General features: G+C 72.8%; 14 protein-coding genes. 5 read left to right on the top strand and 9 right to left on the bottom strand.

Going from position 1 to position 13,345, the window contains the following annotated elements; genetic code table 11:
• The 4 genes from ABD329_RS09950 (at position 1) to ABD329_RS09935 (ending at position 3,289) form a co-directional block, all read left to right on the top strand.
• The gene (locus ABD329_RS09950; RefSeq protein ID WP_198276621.1) at positions 1-738 is read left to right on the top strand and encodes a type 1 glutamine amidotransferase; all 738 of its coding nucleotides are present in this window, start codon (positions 1-3) and stop codon (positions 736-738) included.
• A gap of 177 nt (positions 739-915) precedes the next feature.
• Complete coding sequence (locus ABD329_RS09945) at positions 916-1,941, top strand: 6-phosphofructokinase (protein WP_198276622.1); 1,026 nt, start codon at positions 916-918, stop codon at positions 1,939-1,941.
• A gap of 73 nt (positions 1,942-2,014) precedes the next feature.
• Complete coding sequence (locus ABD329_RS09940) at positions 2,015-2,965, top strand: cytochrome c oxidase assembly protein (RefSeq protein WP_198276623.1); 951 nt, start codon at positions 2,015-2,017, stop codon at positions 2,963-2,965.
• Positions 2,966-3,133: 168 nt separating this feature from the next.
• Positions 3,134-3,289 carry a hypothetical protein gene (locus ABD329_RS09935; RefSeq protein ID WP_167442820.1) on the top strand — a complete coding sequence of 52 codons (156 nt, stop codon included), beginning with the start codon at positions 3,134-3,136 and terminating at the stop codon, positions 3,287-3,289.
• Positions 3,290-3,292: 3 nt separating this feature from the next.
• Here the strand turns inward: ABD329_RS09935 and ABD329_RS09930 are convergent, their stop codons facing one another.
• The 5 genes from ABD329_RS09930 to ABD329_RS09910 are packed head-to-tail and all read right to left on the bottom strand — an operon-like array spanning position 3,293 to position 7,762.
• Positions 3,293-4,804, bottom strand: coding sequence for a cytochrome P450 (locus ABD329_RS09930; protein WP_425574309.1), 1,512 nt, complete (start codon positions 4,802-4,804; stop codon positions 3,293-3,295).
• A complete protein-coding gene (locus ABD329_RS09925) occupies positions 4,801-5,424 on the bottom strand; it encodes a GTP-binding protein (protein ID WP_198282369.1) in 624 nt (207 codons plus the stop codon). Before ABD329_RS09925 ends, ABD329_RS09930 begins: the two co-directional genes overlap by 4 nt.
• A complete protein-coding gene (locus ABD329_RS09920) occupies positions 5,405-5,767 on the bottom strand; it encodes a DUF742 domain-containing protein (protein WP_037959976.1) in 363 nt (120 codons plus the stop codon). Before ABD329_RS09920 ends, ABD329_RS09925 begins: the two co-directional genes overlap by 20 nt.
• Positions 5,764-6,183, bottom strand: a complete 420-nt coding sequence (locus tag ABD329_RS09915) for a roadblock/LC7 domain-containing protein (RefSeq protein WP_198282370.1) — start codon at positions 6,181-6,183, stop codon at positions 5,764-5,766. Before ABD329_RS09915 ends, ABD329_RS09920 begins: the two co-directional genes overlap by 4 nt.
• The gene (locus ABD329_RS09910; RefSeq protein WP_344316245.1) at positions 6,176-7,762 is read right to left on the bottom strand and encodes a sensor histidine kinase; all 1,587 of its coding nucleotides are present in this window, start codon (positions 7,760-7,762) and stop codon (positions 6,176-6,178) included. The genes ABD329_RS09915 and ABD329_RS09910 overlap by 8 nt, the downstream gene beginning before the upstream one ends.
• A 264-nt stretch (positions 7,763-8,026) precedes the next feature.
• Between ABD329_RS09910 and ABD329_RS09905 the strand changes: the two genes are divergently transcribed.
• Complete coding sequence (locus ABD329_RS09905; RefSeq protein WP_344316244.1) at positions 8,027-9,100, top strand: NAD-dependent epimerase/dehydratase family protein; 1,074 nt, start codon at positions 8,027-8,029, stop codon at positions 9,098-9,100.
• 202 nt (positions 9,101-9,302) lie between these two features.
• Here ABD329_RS09905 and ABD329_RS09900 read toward each other — a convergent pair whose 3' ends face one another.
• The 4 genes from ABD329_RS09900 to ABD329_RS09885 all read right to left on the bottom strand — a co-directional run.
• Positions 9,303-10,946 (bottom strand): alpha/beta hydrolase, encoded by a 1,644-nt coding sequence (locus tag ABD329_RS09900; protein ID WP_198281167.1) that lies wholly within the window; start codon positions 10,944-10,946, stop codon positions 9,303-9,305.
• A 127-nt stretch (positions 10,947-11,073) separates the two neighbouring features.
• Complete coding sequence (locus ABD329_RS09895) at positions 11,074-11,829, bottom strand: urease accessory protein UreD (RefSeq protein ID WP_198281169.1); 756 nt, start codon at positions 11,827-11,829, stop codon at positions 11,074-11,076.
• 224 nt (positions 11,830-12,053) lie between these two features.
• On the bottom strand, positions 12,054-12,749 hold the full coding sequence (gene ureG, locus ABD329_RS09890) for an urease accessory protein UreG (protein ID WP_198281166.1): 696 nt from the start codon (positions 12,747-12,749) through the stop codon (positions 12,054-12,056).
• A 51-nt stretch (positions 12,750-12,800) separates the two neighbouring features.
• Positions 12,801-13,345 (bottom strand): urease accessory protein UreF (locus ABD329_RS09885; RefSeq protein WP_344316243.1); only part of this gene is annotated, 545 nt, incomplete at its 5' end.

The following is a 13,345-nucleotide window of genomic DNA, read 5'->3' as shown; positions in this document are numbered from 1 at the left end:
ATGCGTAGCACGAGCCAGAACGGCCTGCGTCTGGTGTGGGTCTACCCCGACCTGCTGAGCACGTACGGCGACCAGGGCAACGTCCTGGTGGTGGAGCGCCGGGCGCGCCAGCGCGGGCTGGAGGTCTCCCGCCTGGACGTCCGCTCCGACCAGCAGATCCCCACCTCCGGGGACGTCTATCTGATCGGCGGCGGCGAGGACCGTCCGCAGCGGCTGGCCGCCGAGCGGCTGATGCGGGACGGCGGGCTGAGCCGGGCGGTGGCCAACGGGGCGATCGTCTTCTCGGTGTGCGCCGGGTACCAGATCCTCGGCCATGAGTTCGTCAACGACCTCGGCCAGCGCCAGCAGGGCCTGGGGCTGCTGGACGTGGTCAGCACCCGCGGCGAGGGCGCCCGGTGCGTCGGGGACGTGCTGGCCGACATCGACGAGCGGCTTGCGCTGCCCCCGCTGACCGGCTTCGAGAACCACCAGGGCGTCACCCACCTGGGCCCGACCGCCCGCCCCTTCGCCCGGGTCCGGTTCGGCAACGGAAACGGGACCGGGGACGGCTTCGAGGGCGCGTACAGCGACACCGTCTTCGGGACGTACATGCACGGCCCGGTGATGGCCCGCAATCCGCATATCGCGGACCACCTGCTGAAGCTGGCCCTCGATGTGAACGCGCTGCCGCCGGTCAACGACCAGTGGTACGAGGCGCTGCGCAACGAGCGGATCGCGGCGGCGACCCAGCCCGCCTGAGCCGCGTCCCGCTCGCTCGAGCGCAGCTCAGACGCCGTTCGAGCGCAGGGTGACCGCATGCCGGACATCCGGCCGTCGAGCGCGCCCCCGCCACCCGCCCGCTTGTAGGGTGGCGGGGTTCCGCCGGACGACGCGGTCCGGCCGTCGGCCCCCATCTCAGACAGAGGTATGCGTGCCATGCGCATTGGTGTGCTCACGTCCGGCGGCGACTGCCCCGGCCTGAACGCGGTCATCAGGTCAGTCGTCCACCGCGCCACCGTCGACCACGGCGATGAGGTGATCGGCTTCCAGGACGGCTGGAAGGGCCTCCTGGAGTGCGACTACCGCAAGCTCGACCTGGACGCCGTGAGCGGCATCCTGGCCCTCGGCGGCACCATCCTCGGCTCCACCCGGGTGCGCCCCGAGCATCTGCGGGACGGTGTGGAGCGGGCCAAGGGCCATGTGGCGGAGCTCGGCCTGGACGCGGTCATCCCCATCGGCGGGGAGGGCACGCTGAAGGCCGCCCGGCTGCTCTCGGACGCCGGGCTGCCGATCGTCGGCGTGCCCAAGACCATCGACAACGACATCGCGTCGACCGATGTGACCTTCGGCTTCGACACCGCGGTCGGGGTCGCCACCGAGGCCCTGGACCGGCTCAAGACCACCGCGGAGTCCCATCAGCGGGTGCTGATCGTCGAGGTCATGGGGCGGCACACCGGCTGGATCGCGCTGCACTCCGGCATGGCCGCGGGCGCCCACGCCATCGTCGTCCCGGAGCGCCCGTTCGACATCGAGGAGCTGACCAGGACCGTCGGGGCGCGGTTCGAGGCGGGCAAGAAGTTCGCGATCGTGGTGGTGGCGGAGGGCGCCAAGCCGCGCGAGGGCACGATGGACTACGAGGCCGGCGGCACGGACGTCTACGGACACGAGCGCTTCGCGGGCATCGCCCGCCACCTCTCCGTGGAGCTCGAGCGGCGGCTCGGCAAGGAGGCCCGGGCGGTCATCCTGGGCCATGTGCAGCGCGGTGGCACCCCGACGGCGTACGACAGGGTGCTGGCCACCCGCTTCGGCTGGCACGCGGTCGAGGCGGCCCACCGCGGCGAATTCGGCACGATCACCGCGCTGCGCGGCACGGACATCACCCTGGTGCCGCTCGCGGCGGCCGTGGAGCGGCTGAAGACGGTCCCCACCGAGCGGTACGCCGAGGCCGAGTGCGTGCTGTGAGCTGACGGGTTCTACGCTGGTGCGGGCACATTTGGTGCGCACCGGGTAGAAGCAGGAAGGCCGGGGATACTCGATGGATCACGGCGGGCACGGCATGACCATGGATCTGCCGCCGTTCACCCTCGCTCGCGGGCTGGAGTTCGGCGGCGATCCGTTCTTCCTGGTCGGCTGTGTGCTGGCGCTCGGTCTTTACGGCTGGGGCGTCGCGCGGCTGCGGCGGCGCGGCGACGCCTGGCCGGTGGGGCGCCTGGTCTCCTTCGTGCTCGGGGTGCTGACCATCGCGGTCACGATGTGCACCAAGCTGAACGACTACGGCATGGTCATGTTCAGCGTCCATATGGTGCAGCACATGATCATCAGCATGGTCTCGCCGATCCTGCTGCTGCTGGGCGCGCCGGTCACGCTGACCCTGCGGGCCCTCCCGGCGGCCGGACGCGGCCGCAAGGGGCCCCGGGAGCTGCTGGTCGCGCTGTTGCACAGCCGCTATATGCGGATCATCACCCACCCGGCGTTCACCATCCCGCTGTTCATCGCGAGCCTGTACGCGCTGTACTTCACCCCGCTCTTCGACTTCCTGATGGAGAGCAAGGCCGGGCATATCGCGATGATGGTCCACTTCCTGGCGGTGGGCCTGGTCTTCTTCTGGCCGATCATGGGCGTGGACCCGGGCCCGCACCGGCCCGGCTATGTGATGCGGATGCTGGAGCTGTTCTCGGGCATGCCGTTCCACGCGTTCTTCGGCATCGCGCTGATGATGGCGTCCGAGCCCATGATCGGCGCGTACCAGCACCCGCCCGCCTCGCTGGGCATCGACGCGCTGTCGGACCAGACCTGGGCGGGCGGTATCGCCTGGGCCTTCAGCGAGATCCCGTCGGTGATCGTGCTGGTGGCGCTGGTCTACCAGTGGTACAAGTCCGAGCAGCGCCAGGCGCGGCGCATCGACCGCACCGCGGACCGGGACGGCGACCAGGAGCTCGCCGCGTACAACGCGTATCTGGCCTCGCTCCAGTCCCGGAGCCAGTAAGGGTTCGCCGAGCCTTGCCGCCTACGGCGGGCCACGCGGCGGAGCCGCACAAAGACCCACCGGACACCCCGTAGCGGCCGGGGCCAGGACCGCGAGACCATGGACCCGGGCCCTGGGTGGCCCGGGTCCTGGCGAAGGGGCGCCTGGACCGCCGTGAGGAGGTCGGGGATGCCCGGTTCCGCGAAGGCGATGACGATGGCCACGGTGGGGGGTCTGGTGCTGGTGACGGCCTACACCGTGGCTCTGGGGAGCAACGGCTGGCTGTGGTTCAGCTGGGTGGTGCTCGGACTGCTGACCGTGGGGGTCGTGGTGGCCCGGGGCTGAGCTCTACCGGGCGGCGGACCCCTTCGGAGCGGACCCCTCCGGAGCGGCCCCCGAGGGCCTGCCCAGCAGCCACCGCCATAACGCCACCCACCACGGGACGCGCCCGGGGGCCGCCGCCTCGGGCCCTTCGGTGCCGGACGGGACCGGGCCCGGCGCCTCCTCGGAGATCGACGGCACCCGCTGCCGCGGGGAGAGCAGGGCCTCGACGGGGAGGTCCATGATGTCCGGCTCGGGGCGCCGGGGCATGAACTCCACCGGCAGCTCCACCAGATGGCGGGAGATCCAGGACGAGAGCCAGGTCAGCTCGGACTCGTCCACGGCCAGCCGCAGATCGGGCAGGCGCAGCAGCAGGGTGTCGATGGCGGTGTCCGTGATGGCGCGGCCGATGTCCTGCCCCGGGCATTCATGGGGGCCGCCGCTGAAGGCGAGATGGGACCGGTTGCCGTACATGGGCGCGGCGATGTCGGGACGGATGGCCGGGTCCACGTTCCCGGCGGCCAGCCCCAGCAGCAGCATGTCCCCGGCCTTGATCCGCTGACCGCCCAGCTCGGTGTCCCCGGTGGCCCAGCGGCCGGGGACGACCGTGAGCGGGGGCTCGTTCCACAGCACATGCTCGATGGCGTCCGGCAGCGTCATATGGCCGCCGGCCAGGGACGCGCGGAAGCGCGGGTCGGTGAGGACCATGCGCAGCGTGTTGGCCATCAGATTGGTGGTGGTCTCGTTGCCGGTGAGCAGCACCAGCCGCAGATGCTGGACCACCTCCTCCTCGGTCAGCCCGGAGGGGTGGGCCAGCAGCCAGGACGCCAGGTCCTCGCCGGGTTCGGCGCGCCTGCGGTCCACCAGGCCCTTGAGGGCGTCGGTGACGTACGCGTCGCTGCGCAGGGCCGTCTCGGTGCCCTTCATCAGGTCCCGGGTGGCCTCGACCAGCCGTGGGCCGTACTCGTCGGGCATGCCCAGCAGTTGGGTGAGGACGAGCATGGGCAGCTGCTGGGCGAAGGCGGTGACCATTTCCGCGCCCCCGTCGGCGCAGAAGTCGTTCACCAGCTGGTGGGTGAAGCGGGTGACATGGCGGCGGATCCCGCGGCGGTCGAAGCGCCCCATGGACTCGGTGAGCGCGGCCCGCAGCCGCTCGTGCTCGTCGCCGTCGGCGAAGGTGCACATGGGCTGCCAGCCGACCACCGGCAGCAGGGGTGAGTCGGCGCCGATCCCGCCGTCCTTCCAGGCGTGCCAGTGGCGGGAGTCGCGGGAGAAGCGGGAGGGGGTGCGGGAGACCTCCAGGTTCTCGCGGTAGCCCAGCAGCAGCCAGGCCGGTATGCCACCGTCGAGCACGATCGGGGCCACCGGGCCGTGCTCGGCGCGCAGCCGCTCGTACAGCCCCATCGGGTCCTTCTCGTTCTCGGGCCCGAGGAGGTCCACCAGAGCGCCGCCTCCGTGGGAGGGCGCGGGGTGGACGGGGCACCGGGTGGGCGGCGGATCGGCGGGCCCGGTGCCGGGGTCGTCGGGATGAGGAGTCACGGTGTCTCCGGGGTCACGGTGTGGAGGGATTGCAGATGGCGCACGAGGGCGAGGAGGGTGTCGCGGCTGGAGGCCCGGTCACGGGCATCGCAGTCGATCATCGGTACGGTGTCGGGCAGGTCCATGGCCGAGCGCAGCTCCGCCATGGGGTGGACCGGGGCCTCGGGGAAGGCGTTGACCGCGACCACGAAGGGCACCCCGCGCTCCTCGAGCCGCCCGACCGCGTCGAAGCTGACCTCCAGCCGGCGGGTGTCGATCAGGACGACGGCGCCCAGGGCACCCTCGAAGAGGCCGTTCCACAGGAACCAGAACCGCTCCTGGCCGGGGGTGCCGAACAGATAGAGCACCAGCCGTTCGTTGAGGCTGATCCGGCCGAAGTCCATCGCGACGGTGGTCTCGGTCTTGCGCTCGATCCCCGCGATGTCGTCGACGCCGACCCCGGCCTGGGTCATGGTCTCCTCGGTGGTCAGCGGGCGGATCTCGCTCACCGAGCCGACCATGGTGGTCTTGCCGACGCCGAAGCCGCCGACGATCACGACCTTGACGGCGGCGGCCGCGGAGGCCGGGAGGGTGTCCTCGCTGCGCGGTCCGGCGATTCCCTCAGAGGTTCTGTAGTCCATGCATCACCGCCTGAAGCAGTTCGGGGTCGGGCAGCACGGCGGCCGGGACCGGCGCCCTGACCTCCACCCGGTCCTCCCGCAGCAGCCCCGCGAGGAGCACGGTGACGGTGGAGACCGGCAGGACCAGATACGCGGAGATCTCGGCCACCGAGAGCGGGAACTGGCACATCCTCAGCACGGCCGCGGCCTCGGGGGCCGTCCCCGGCTCCGGTTCCGCACGCGCCACGATCAGGCTGACGAGCTCGACGGGCCGGTGCCGGGGTTCCTGCGGCGCGCGGCCGCGGCTCACGGTGTAGAGCCGCTCCGGGCCGCCCTCGTCCCACGGCTTGCCGGGCTCGCTCATGTCACGCGTCCGTCGACCCGCGGCGGGCTGCTGAGGTGCTCCCCGAGCCGGGCGACAAGATCTCTCATGCACTGGCCCATCAGCCCGGCGTCCACGCTGTCCTCGGCGAGCACCGCCAGATACGAGCTGATCCCGGCCGCCATCAGATAGAAGAACCCGCCGTCGACCTCGATGACGACCAGCCGCATCCGGCCGTCCCCCTCGGGGAATTCGGCGGCGATCGCACCGGAGAGGCTCTGTAGCCCCGCGCAGGCGGCGGCCAGCCGGTCGGCGGTGTCCTTGTCCGTGCCGACCTGGGCCATGCACAGGCCGTCCGAGGACAGCAGGACCACGTGCCGGGTCTCCGGAACGCTGGACGCCAGGTCCCGGAGCATCCAGTCCATGTTGAACCGCGGTTGCGTCACTTGCCTACTCATCCTTGTCCGACGTGTTCGGGGTGTGCGGGGTGCTCGGGCTGTCCGGGGTGTGGGGGGACTTCCGGGGGTCCGGCGGGTCCGTGGCGGCGTCCGCCGCCGGGATCGGCTCACCGTTGAGCCCCTTGGTGAAGGCGTCCAGCCAGATCCCCGGCTGTACCGGCTGGCGGGGCGGGGCGGGCGCCGCCGGGGGCGCGGAGCCGACACGGAACGACGGTGGGGCCGAGGGGGCCGGGGCGACCATGGGCATCCGGCGGCGGCGCTGCGGGAGTCCGGCGCCGTTCTGCCGGAAGCCGGGGCCGGGGCCGGGGCCGCCCTGTGCCACCGGGCCGGTGCGGGTGGGCGACGGCAGCGGGGTGGCCCGCTTGATGGGCTTGGGCGGGGGCAGTTTGGCCGCGCGGGCGATGGCGCCGCCGGGCGCGGGGGTGGGGCAGATGATGTCCTGCGGTACGACCAGCACCGCGCGCACCCCGCCGTACGCCGAGGGCCGCAGCGAGACCTGGAACCGGTACCGCACGGCGAGCCTGCCGACCACGGCCAGGCCGAGCCGCGGTGTCTCGCCGAGGTCGTTGAGGTCGAATCCGGTGGCCGCCTGGAGCAGCACCGCGTCGGTGCGTCTGCGCGCCTCCTCCGACAGGCCCACCCCGGCGTCCTCGATCTCGATCGCGACCCCGGACTGGACCTCGATCGCGGTCAGGTGCACCCGGGTCTTGGGCGGCGAGTAGCGGGTGGCGTTGTCCAGCAGTTCGGCGAGGGCGTGGATCAGCGGCTCCACCGAGGGGCCGACGATGGCGACGTCAGCCACCGAGTGCAGATCCACCCGCTCGTACTCGAGGATGCGGGACATGGCGCCGCGGCAGACGTTGAACAGCGGCACCTCCTTCTGCCACTGGCGACCCGGGCGGGAGCCGCCCAGGACCGCGATGGAGTCCGCAAGCCGGCCGATGAGGGCGTTGCCGTGGTCCAGGTGGAGCAGATCCTCGAAGACATCCGGATCGGCGCCGTGCTTGTCCTCCATCTCCCGCATGTCCTGGGCCTGTTGGTGGACGATGGCCTGCACCCGGCGGGCGATGTTGACGAACGCCCGCTGGGCCGCGTCCCTCAGGTCCTCCTCGGTCCGCACGGTGTCCAGCACCCACCGCAGCAGTTGCTCGTGGGCGGCGTCGAAGTCCGGGTCGAGCCGGGGCGCGTAGTCGACGTCCTTCATCGCCTCGTGCACCATGGCGCCGCGCCGCAGCCGGGCCACCGTCGCGGGGAGCACCTCCCGGGTCAGCCGCCGGATCTCCGCCTCCTGGTCGGCCAGGCGCTGCCGCAGCTCGGCATCCTGGGCGGTGAGCCGGGCGCGCAGCGTGGTGATCAGCCGGCCGCGGCGCATCGCCTCGGCCGCCGCGAGGGCCACGGCGAGCGTCGCCGCCACTCCGCACCAGGCGACCGCGGCCCGCGCCCCGGACGGGACCACGACGACGGCCAGCGCCGCGCAGAGCGCCATCGCGGCGGGAGGGATGACCCATACGAGCGTGGAGGCGGGCCGTCGGCCTCCGGGTGAGGTGCCGCCTCCGGATGAGGTGCCGGCGAAAACCATGGGCATCCTTAAAAACAGCGAAGAGAAAATGAGTGCGAAATACGGGCGAGGAATCAGCCCGTCATGGGCCCTGGAGCATAGCGGTTTCGCCGTCGCATGAATCGAAGATGCTTTTTTCTTCGGAATGCATCACGGTGAATTCAAAGAGCGTGAAAAAGCGATCATCTGCACTCACCCTTTGACCGTGAATGATCGGCCGAGGGCGAATCTGCTCATGGCGAAGGAGTCTGGGCAGCGTGTCGCCCGGGCCCTTAGCGTTCCGGCATGAGCACTGGGAACGCATGTGTGATCGGGGCGACGGGGCAGATCGGCCGGGCGGCGGTGCGCGCGCTCGCCGAGGAGGGGTGGCGGGTGCGGGCCGCCTCGCGCGGCGGGGGCCGCGACGAGCGATGGCCCGGGTCGGTGGAGAGCGTGGCCGTGGACCGGGACGACGACGCCGCGGTGGCCGGGCTGATCGGCGACGGCTGCGATGTGGTGCTGGACTGTGTCGCCTACGGCCGGGCGCACGCACGGCAGTTGCTGGGACTCGCCGACCGGATCGGCTCGGCGGTGGTGATCACCACCGGGGCGGTGTACGAGGACGACCAGGGCCGGGGCTTCGGGACCCAGGACCGGCCGGACGGCGCCCCGCGCTATCCGGTGCCGCTCCCCGAGTCCCAGCGGACCGTCCCGCCGGGCGACGGCTACGGCGGCCGGAAGGTGACGCTGGAGCGTGAGCTGCTGGCCGCCGGGGACCGGCTGCCGACGACCCTGCTGCGCGCCGGGGCGATCCACGGCCCGCACTGCCGCACCCCCCGTGAGCTGTACTTCGTCAAACGGGCGCTGGACGGGCGGCCGGTGCGGATCCTGGCGTACGGCGGCCGCAGCCGGTTCCACCCGGTGCATGTCGACAACCTCGCGAAGCTGGTGCGGCTGGCCGCCCACCGGCCCGGTTCACGGGTGCTCAACGCGGGTGATCCGCAGGCCCCGACGGTCGCCGACATCGCCGCCGCCGTGGACGCGGTGCTGGAGGTGCGCGGCGAGCTGGTGCCGGTCGACGGGGAGCCGCCGCATCCGCATGTCGGCAGCACCCCCTGGAGCCTGGCCCACCCCCTCGTCTACGACATGTCCGCGGCCGAACGGGAGTTGGGCTACCGCCCTGTGACCGGCTATGCGGAATCGCTGCCGGCCACCGTCGCCTGGCTGACGGAGCAACTGGCGGCCACCCCGGACTGGCGTACGGCCTTCCCCGACATGGCCGCCGCCTACGACCCGATGACCGATCTGTTCGACTACGCGGCCGAGGACGCGTGGCTGCGGGACACGCGCCGGAGCAGCGGAACCGGGCCCGCGCGGTGAACGCACGGGCCCGGCCCAGCACCGCATAACGCCGGCTAGCCGGCTAAGCGGATCGGTGGAAGTCGGCCGCGATTCGGTGGCGCCCCGAAGGGGCGCGGGGCTGTGTCGATGTGCGGCTCCGCCGCGCGGGCGCGACCAGCCACGACGGCGCCGCAGACGATCGACGGCAGGTCGGGGCACTTCCAGCGAAGCGCTTAGCCGACTACTTGACGACGGGGCCCGCCTCCTTCGCGGCCTTGGCCGCCTTCGCGGACGCGCCCGACTTCGCGGGCACCGGCGTGGCGTGCGGAGCGCAGGTCACGTCCTTGGCGTCCACCGTGCCCTTGAGCAGGTAGGCGTCCACCCGGTCGTTGACACACGGGTTCACCAGACCGGTGACCCCGTGCGAACCGGCGTCCTTCTCGGTCACCAGACGCGAGCCCTTCAGCCGCTTGTGCAGCTCCACCGCGCCCTCGTACGGGGTGGCGGCGTCGCGGGTGCTCTGCACGATCAGCGTCTTGGGCAGCCCCTTGGCGGCCCCCACCTCCAGCGGGGTCCGCTGCTTGGCCCCCCAGGTGGCGCACGGCAGGTTCATCCAGGCGTTGGACCAGGTCAGGAAGGGGTAGTCGCGGTGGAGCCGGGTGTTGTCCCGGTCCCACTTGGACCAGCTGGTCGGCCACTTGGCGTCGGCGCACTCGACCGCGGTGTAGACGGCGTTGCCGTTCTCCGAGGCGATGTTGCCCGCGGTGTCGGACATGTCCGGGCCCGCGGCCTCGACCAGCGCCTTCTCATCGCCGCCGAGGTAGTCGCTCCACACCTGGGCGACCGTGGCCCACGACGAGTCGTAGTACGGAGCGCTCTGGAAGAACCCGAGCAGCTCGGCCGGGCCCACGACCCCGCCGATGGGGTTCTTCTTGGCGGCCGCGCGCAGCTTCTCCCACTGCTGCTGGACCTTCGCCGGAGTGTCGCCGATGTGGTAGGCGGCGTCGTTCTTCGCCACCCACGCCTTCCAGTCGTTCCAGCGCGTCTCGAAGGCGACGTCCTGGTCCAGGTTGGCCTGGTACCAGATGTTCTCCCGCGAGGGGTTCACCACGCTGTCCACGATCAGCCGGCGCACATGGGTCGGGAAGAGCGTCGCGTAGACCCCGCCGATGTACGTACCGTACGACACGCCCAGGTAGTTGAGCTTCTTGTCGCCGAGCGCGGCCCGGATGACGTCGATGTCCCGGGCGGTGTTGGGCGTCGTCATCTGCGGCAGCATCCAGCCGCTGCGCTCCTTGCACCCCGCGGCGTACTCGCGGGCCAGCTTGCGCTGGACGCGCTTGTCCGCCTCGCTGTCGGGCACCGGGTCCAACTTCGGTGCCTTGACGTACTCCTGGGGGTCCACGCAGGAGATGGCCGTGGAGTGGCCCACCCCGCGCGGGTCGAAGCCGACGAAGTCGTACGCCTTCGACGCCTTCGTCCACAGCGGGTTCTTGGCGGTGACCCGGGCCGGGAAGCGCAGCCCGGAGCCGCCGGGCCCACCCGGGTTGTAGATCAGCGAGCCCTGCCGCTCGGAGGCGGAGCCGGTGTTGCCGATCCGGTCCACCGCGAGCTTGATGGTGCGGCCGTTCGGCTTGGCGTAGTCGAGCGGCACGGTGACGTAGCCGCACTGGATGGGCTTGGCGAGCCCCCAGTCGGCCGGGCAGTCCGTCCAGTCGATGCCCTTCTTCGCGGCCTTGGCCGCGGCCACCGCCACCCCACGGGCCTCGGCGGCCCCACCGGGCGTCCGTTCCGATGCCCCGGCCGTGGGGGCGGCCAGCGCACCGGTTATCAGCGCACCGGCGATCACACCGCCGGTCGCGCCGAAGAGTGCTGTGCGTCTCACTTACTCATCCCCCTGCTTTGTTGCGCCGCCAGGAGCGGCGATGATCACAGAGTGTCAGGGGGATTCTTCTGTCTTGCTTACCGCCGAGTACAGGGCAAACCGCCGTTTCTTTATCAAGACGTGAACATCAACCCACGGCGGTGACCGCCGCGTCGAGAGCCCGGCGGAGGTGGAGGGCGTCCGGAGCGACGGCGGTGGCGAGGGCCGCCGGGCCGGTCAGCGGCGTGAGGACGGCGGTCTCGGCGAGGCCGCGGGGCGTGATGGGACGAGCGTCATGGGCCGGATCGACCACGAGCAGCTGGCCCACCGCCCGATGGCCGCCGAGGACCGCGCCGCCGTCCCAGCCGGGGGCGCCGGGGCCGTGGGCGAGCTCCTGGTCGAGCAGCGGGCGCCCGGCGCGGTGGACGGTGAGGCGGCTGGTCAGATGGCCCGGTGATTCGCCGGTACGGCCCAGGATCTGCTCCTCGCGGAACACGAGGCGGGCGGTGGGGGCGAGTTCGATCCGGGTGGTCATCAGCAGTTCGCTGCCATGGGCGGAGATCAGGGGCTCGGGCAGCCAGTGCAGGGTGGCGCCGTCGGCGACGGTCAGCCGGATCTCGTAGTGCGCGGGCCCGGCCGCGCGCCCGGGCAGGGCGATGGTGGCCGCGGCGGAACCGATGCGCAGCCGGGCACCTGGTCCGACGGTCGCTTCGATGGCGATGCGGTCGCCGCCGAGGGGTGCGCTCATGGCCCCGACCACGGTGACGCACGCCTCCCCGCCCATGCCCCGGGTCCGGCGCAACGCGAGCGGCCCGTCCCCGGCGAGCACGGGCAGCGCGGTGCCGCCGCGCCCGTCCGCCTCGGCGACGAGACGGGCGGTGGCCCGTACGCGTGTGCCGGGGATGCCCGTTGTGGCCGAGGTGCCCGCCGGTGCAGGTGAGGCGCCCGCCGCACGCGAGGCGACGGTCGTAGCCGAGGCGGCCGCCGCACCCGAAGCGGCCGCCGCACCCGAAGCGGCCGGGCCGCACCGGGCGTCCGGGGCTTCCCGCTCCGGGGCGCGCCCCGGCGGCCGCGGCGCGGAGTGCGGCGGTGCACCACTCGCCCCAGGCGCGGCGTCCGGGGCGGGGGTCATGCCGGGGCCGCCGTCCAGGCGGCCAGGCGGCCGCGGACCCAGTCGGCGATGGGGCGGACGCCGTCCTCGGCGACCAGGGAGGTGAAGGCGACGGGGAGTTCACCGCGCTGGGCCTCAGCGTCGCGGGCCATGCGCGCCAGGTCCGAGCCGACGTAGGGGGCCAGATCGGTCTTGTTGACCACGAGCAGATCGGCGGTGGTCACGCCGGGGCCGCCCTTGCGGGGGATGTCGTCGCCGCCCGCGACGTCGATGACGAACACCTGCGCGTCGACCAGGCCCTTGGAGAAGGTCGCGGTGAGGTTGTCGCCGCCGGACTCGACCAGGATCAGATCGAGCGGACCCACGGCCTCCTCGAGCTCCTCGACCGCCTCCAGGTTGGCGGAGATGTCGTCGCGGATCGCGGTGTGCGGGCAGGCACCGGTCTCCACGGCCGTGATGCGCTCCGCCGGCAGTACGGCGTTGCGGAGCAGGAACTCGGCGTCCTCGCGGGTGTAGATGTCATTGGTGACCACGGCGAGGGAGAGCTGGTCGCGCAGCGCCCGGCACAGCGCGGCGACGGTCGCGGTCTTGCCCGAGCCCACCGGTCCGCCGAGGCCGATGCGCAGCGCCCGGCGGGTGCCGTCGGGGCGGCGGCGGCCGGTGGCGCCGTAGGTGTGGCGTGGGGGGTAGGTGTCCGCGTGGTCGAGATGCATGGACGGCTCCGGAATTCCAACAGGGGCGGGCAGGGGGCAACACGGGCCCGGTTACGAGGCGAAGAGGCGTACGGACCAGGTGGCGTGCTGTTCGGCGGCGATGTCGAGCAGCGGCGCGGAAGCGGCGGGCAGCGCGCCCGGGCCCTCGTCGAGTGCCCGCCGCGCCGCGTCGGCGGCCCGCGCCGCGACCTGGTCCAGCTCGGGGGCGAGGCGGGCGAGGACGGCGGTGGCGTCGAAGGGGTCGAGACTCAGCAGCCGTACGGCGGCGGTCGCGGGCCCGCTCATCGCCTCGTACCCGGCGGCGTACGCGGCGTCTAGCGGCCCCAGCCCGGCGGCGCGCGCGGTGAGGCCGAGCACCACGGGCTGATGCGCCCCGCGCGGCCGGGCGGCGGCCAGGGCGTCCAGCTCGGGCGACGGCCAGGTGGCGCGGGCGGCGCGCATCAGCTGGCGCCCGAGCCGCCGGGCGGTGGCCCACAGCGCGGGGCTCGGGGTGCGGGCGTCCGCGGCCTCGTCCAGCGCGAGCGGATCGGGCCCGGCGGGGGGGGGGGGGGGGGGGGGGGGGGGGGGGGGGGGGGGGGGGGGGGGGGGGGGGGGGG

It is taken from the genome of Streptomyces javensis, assembly GCF_039525925.1.
GTDB lineage: Bacteria > Actinomycetota > Actinomycetes > Streptomycetales > Streptomycetaceae > Streptomyces > Streptomyces asiaticus.
Note: the sequence above shows the minus strand (reverse complement) of the source record. Positions and strands in the feature narration are given on the sequence as shown.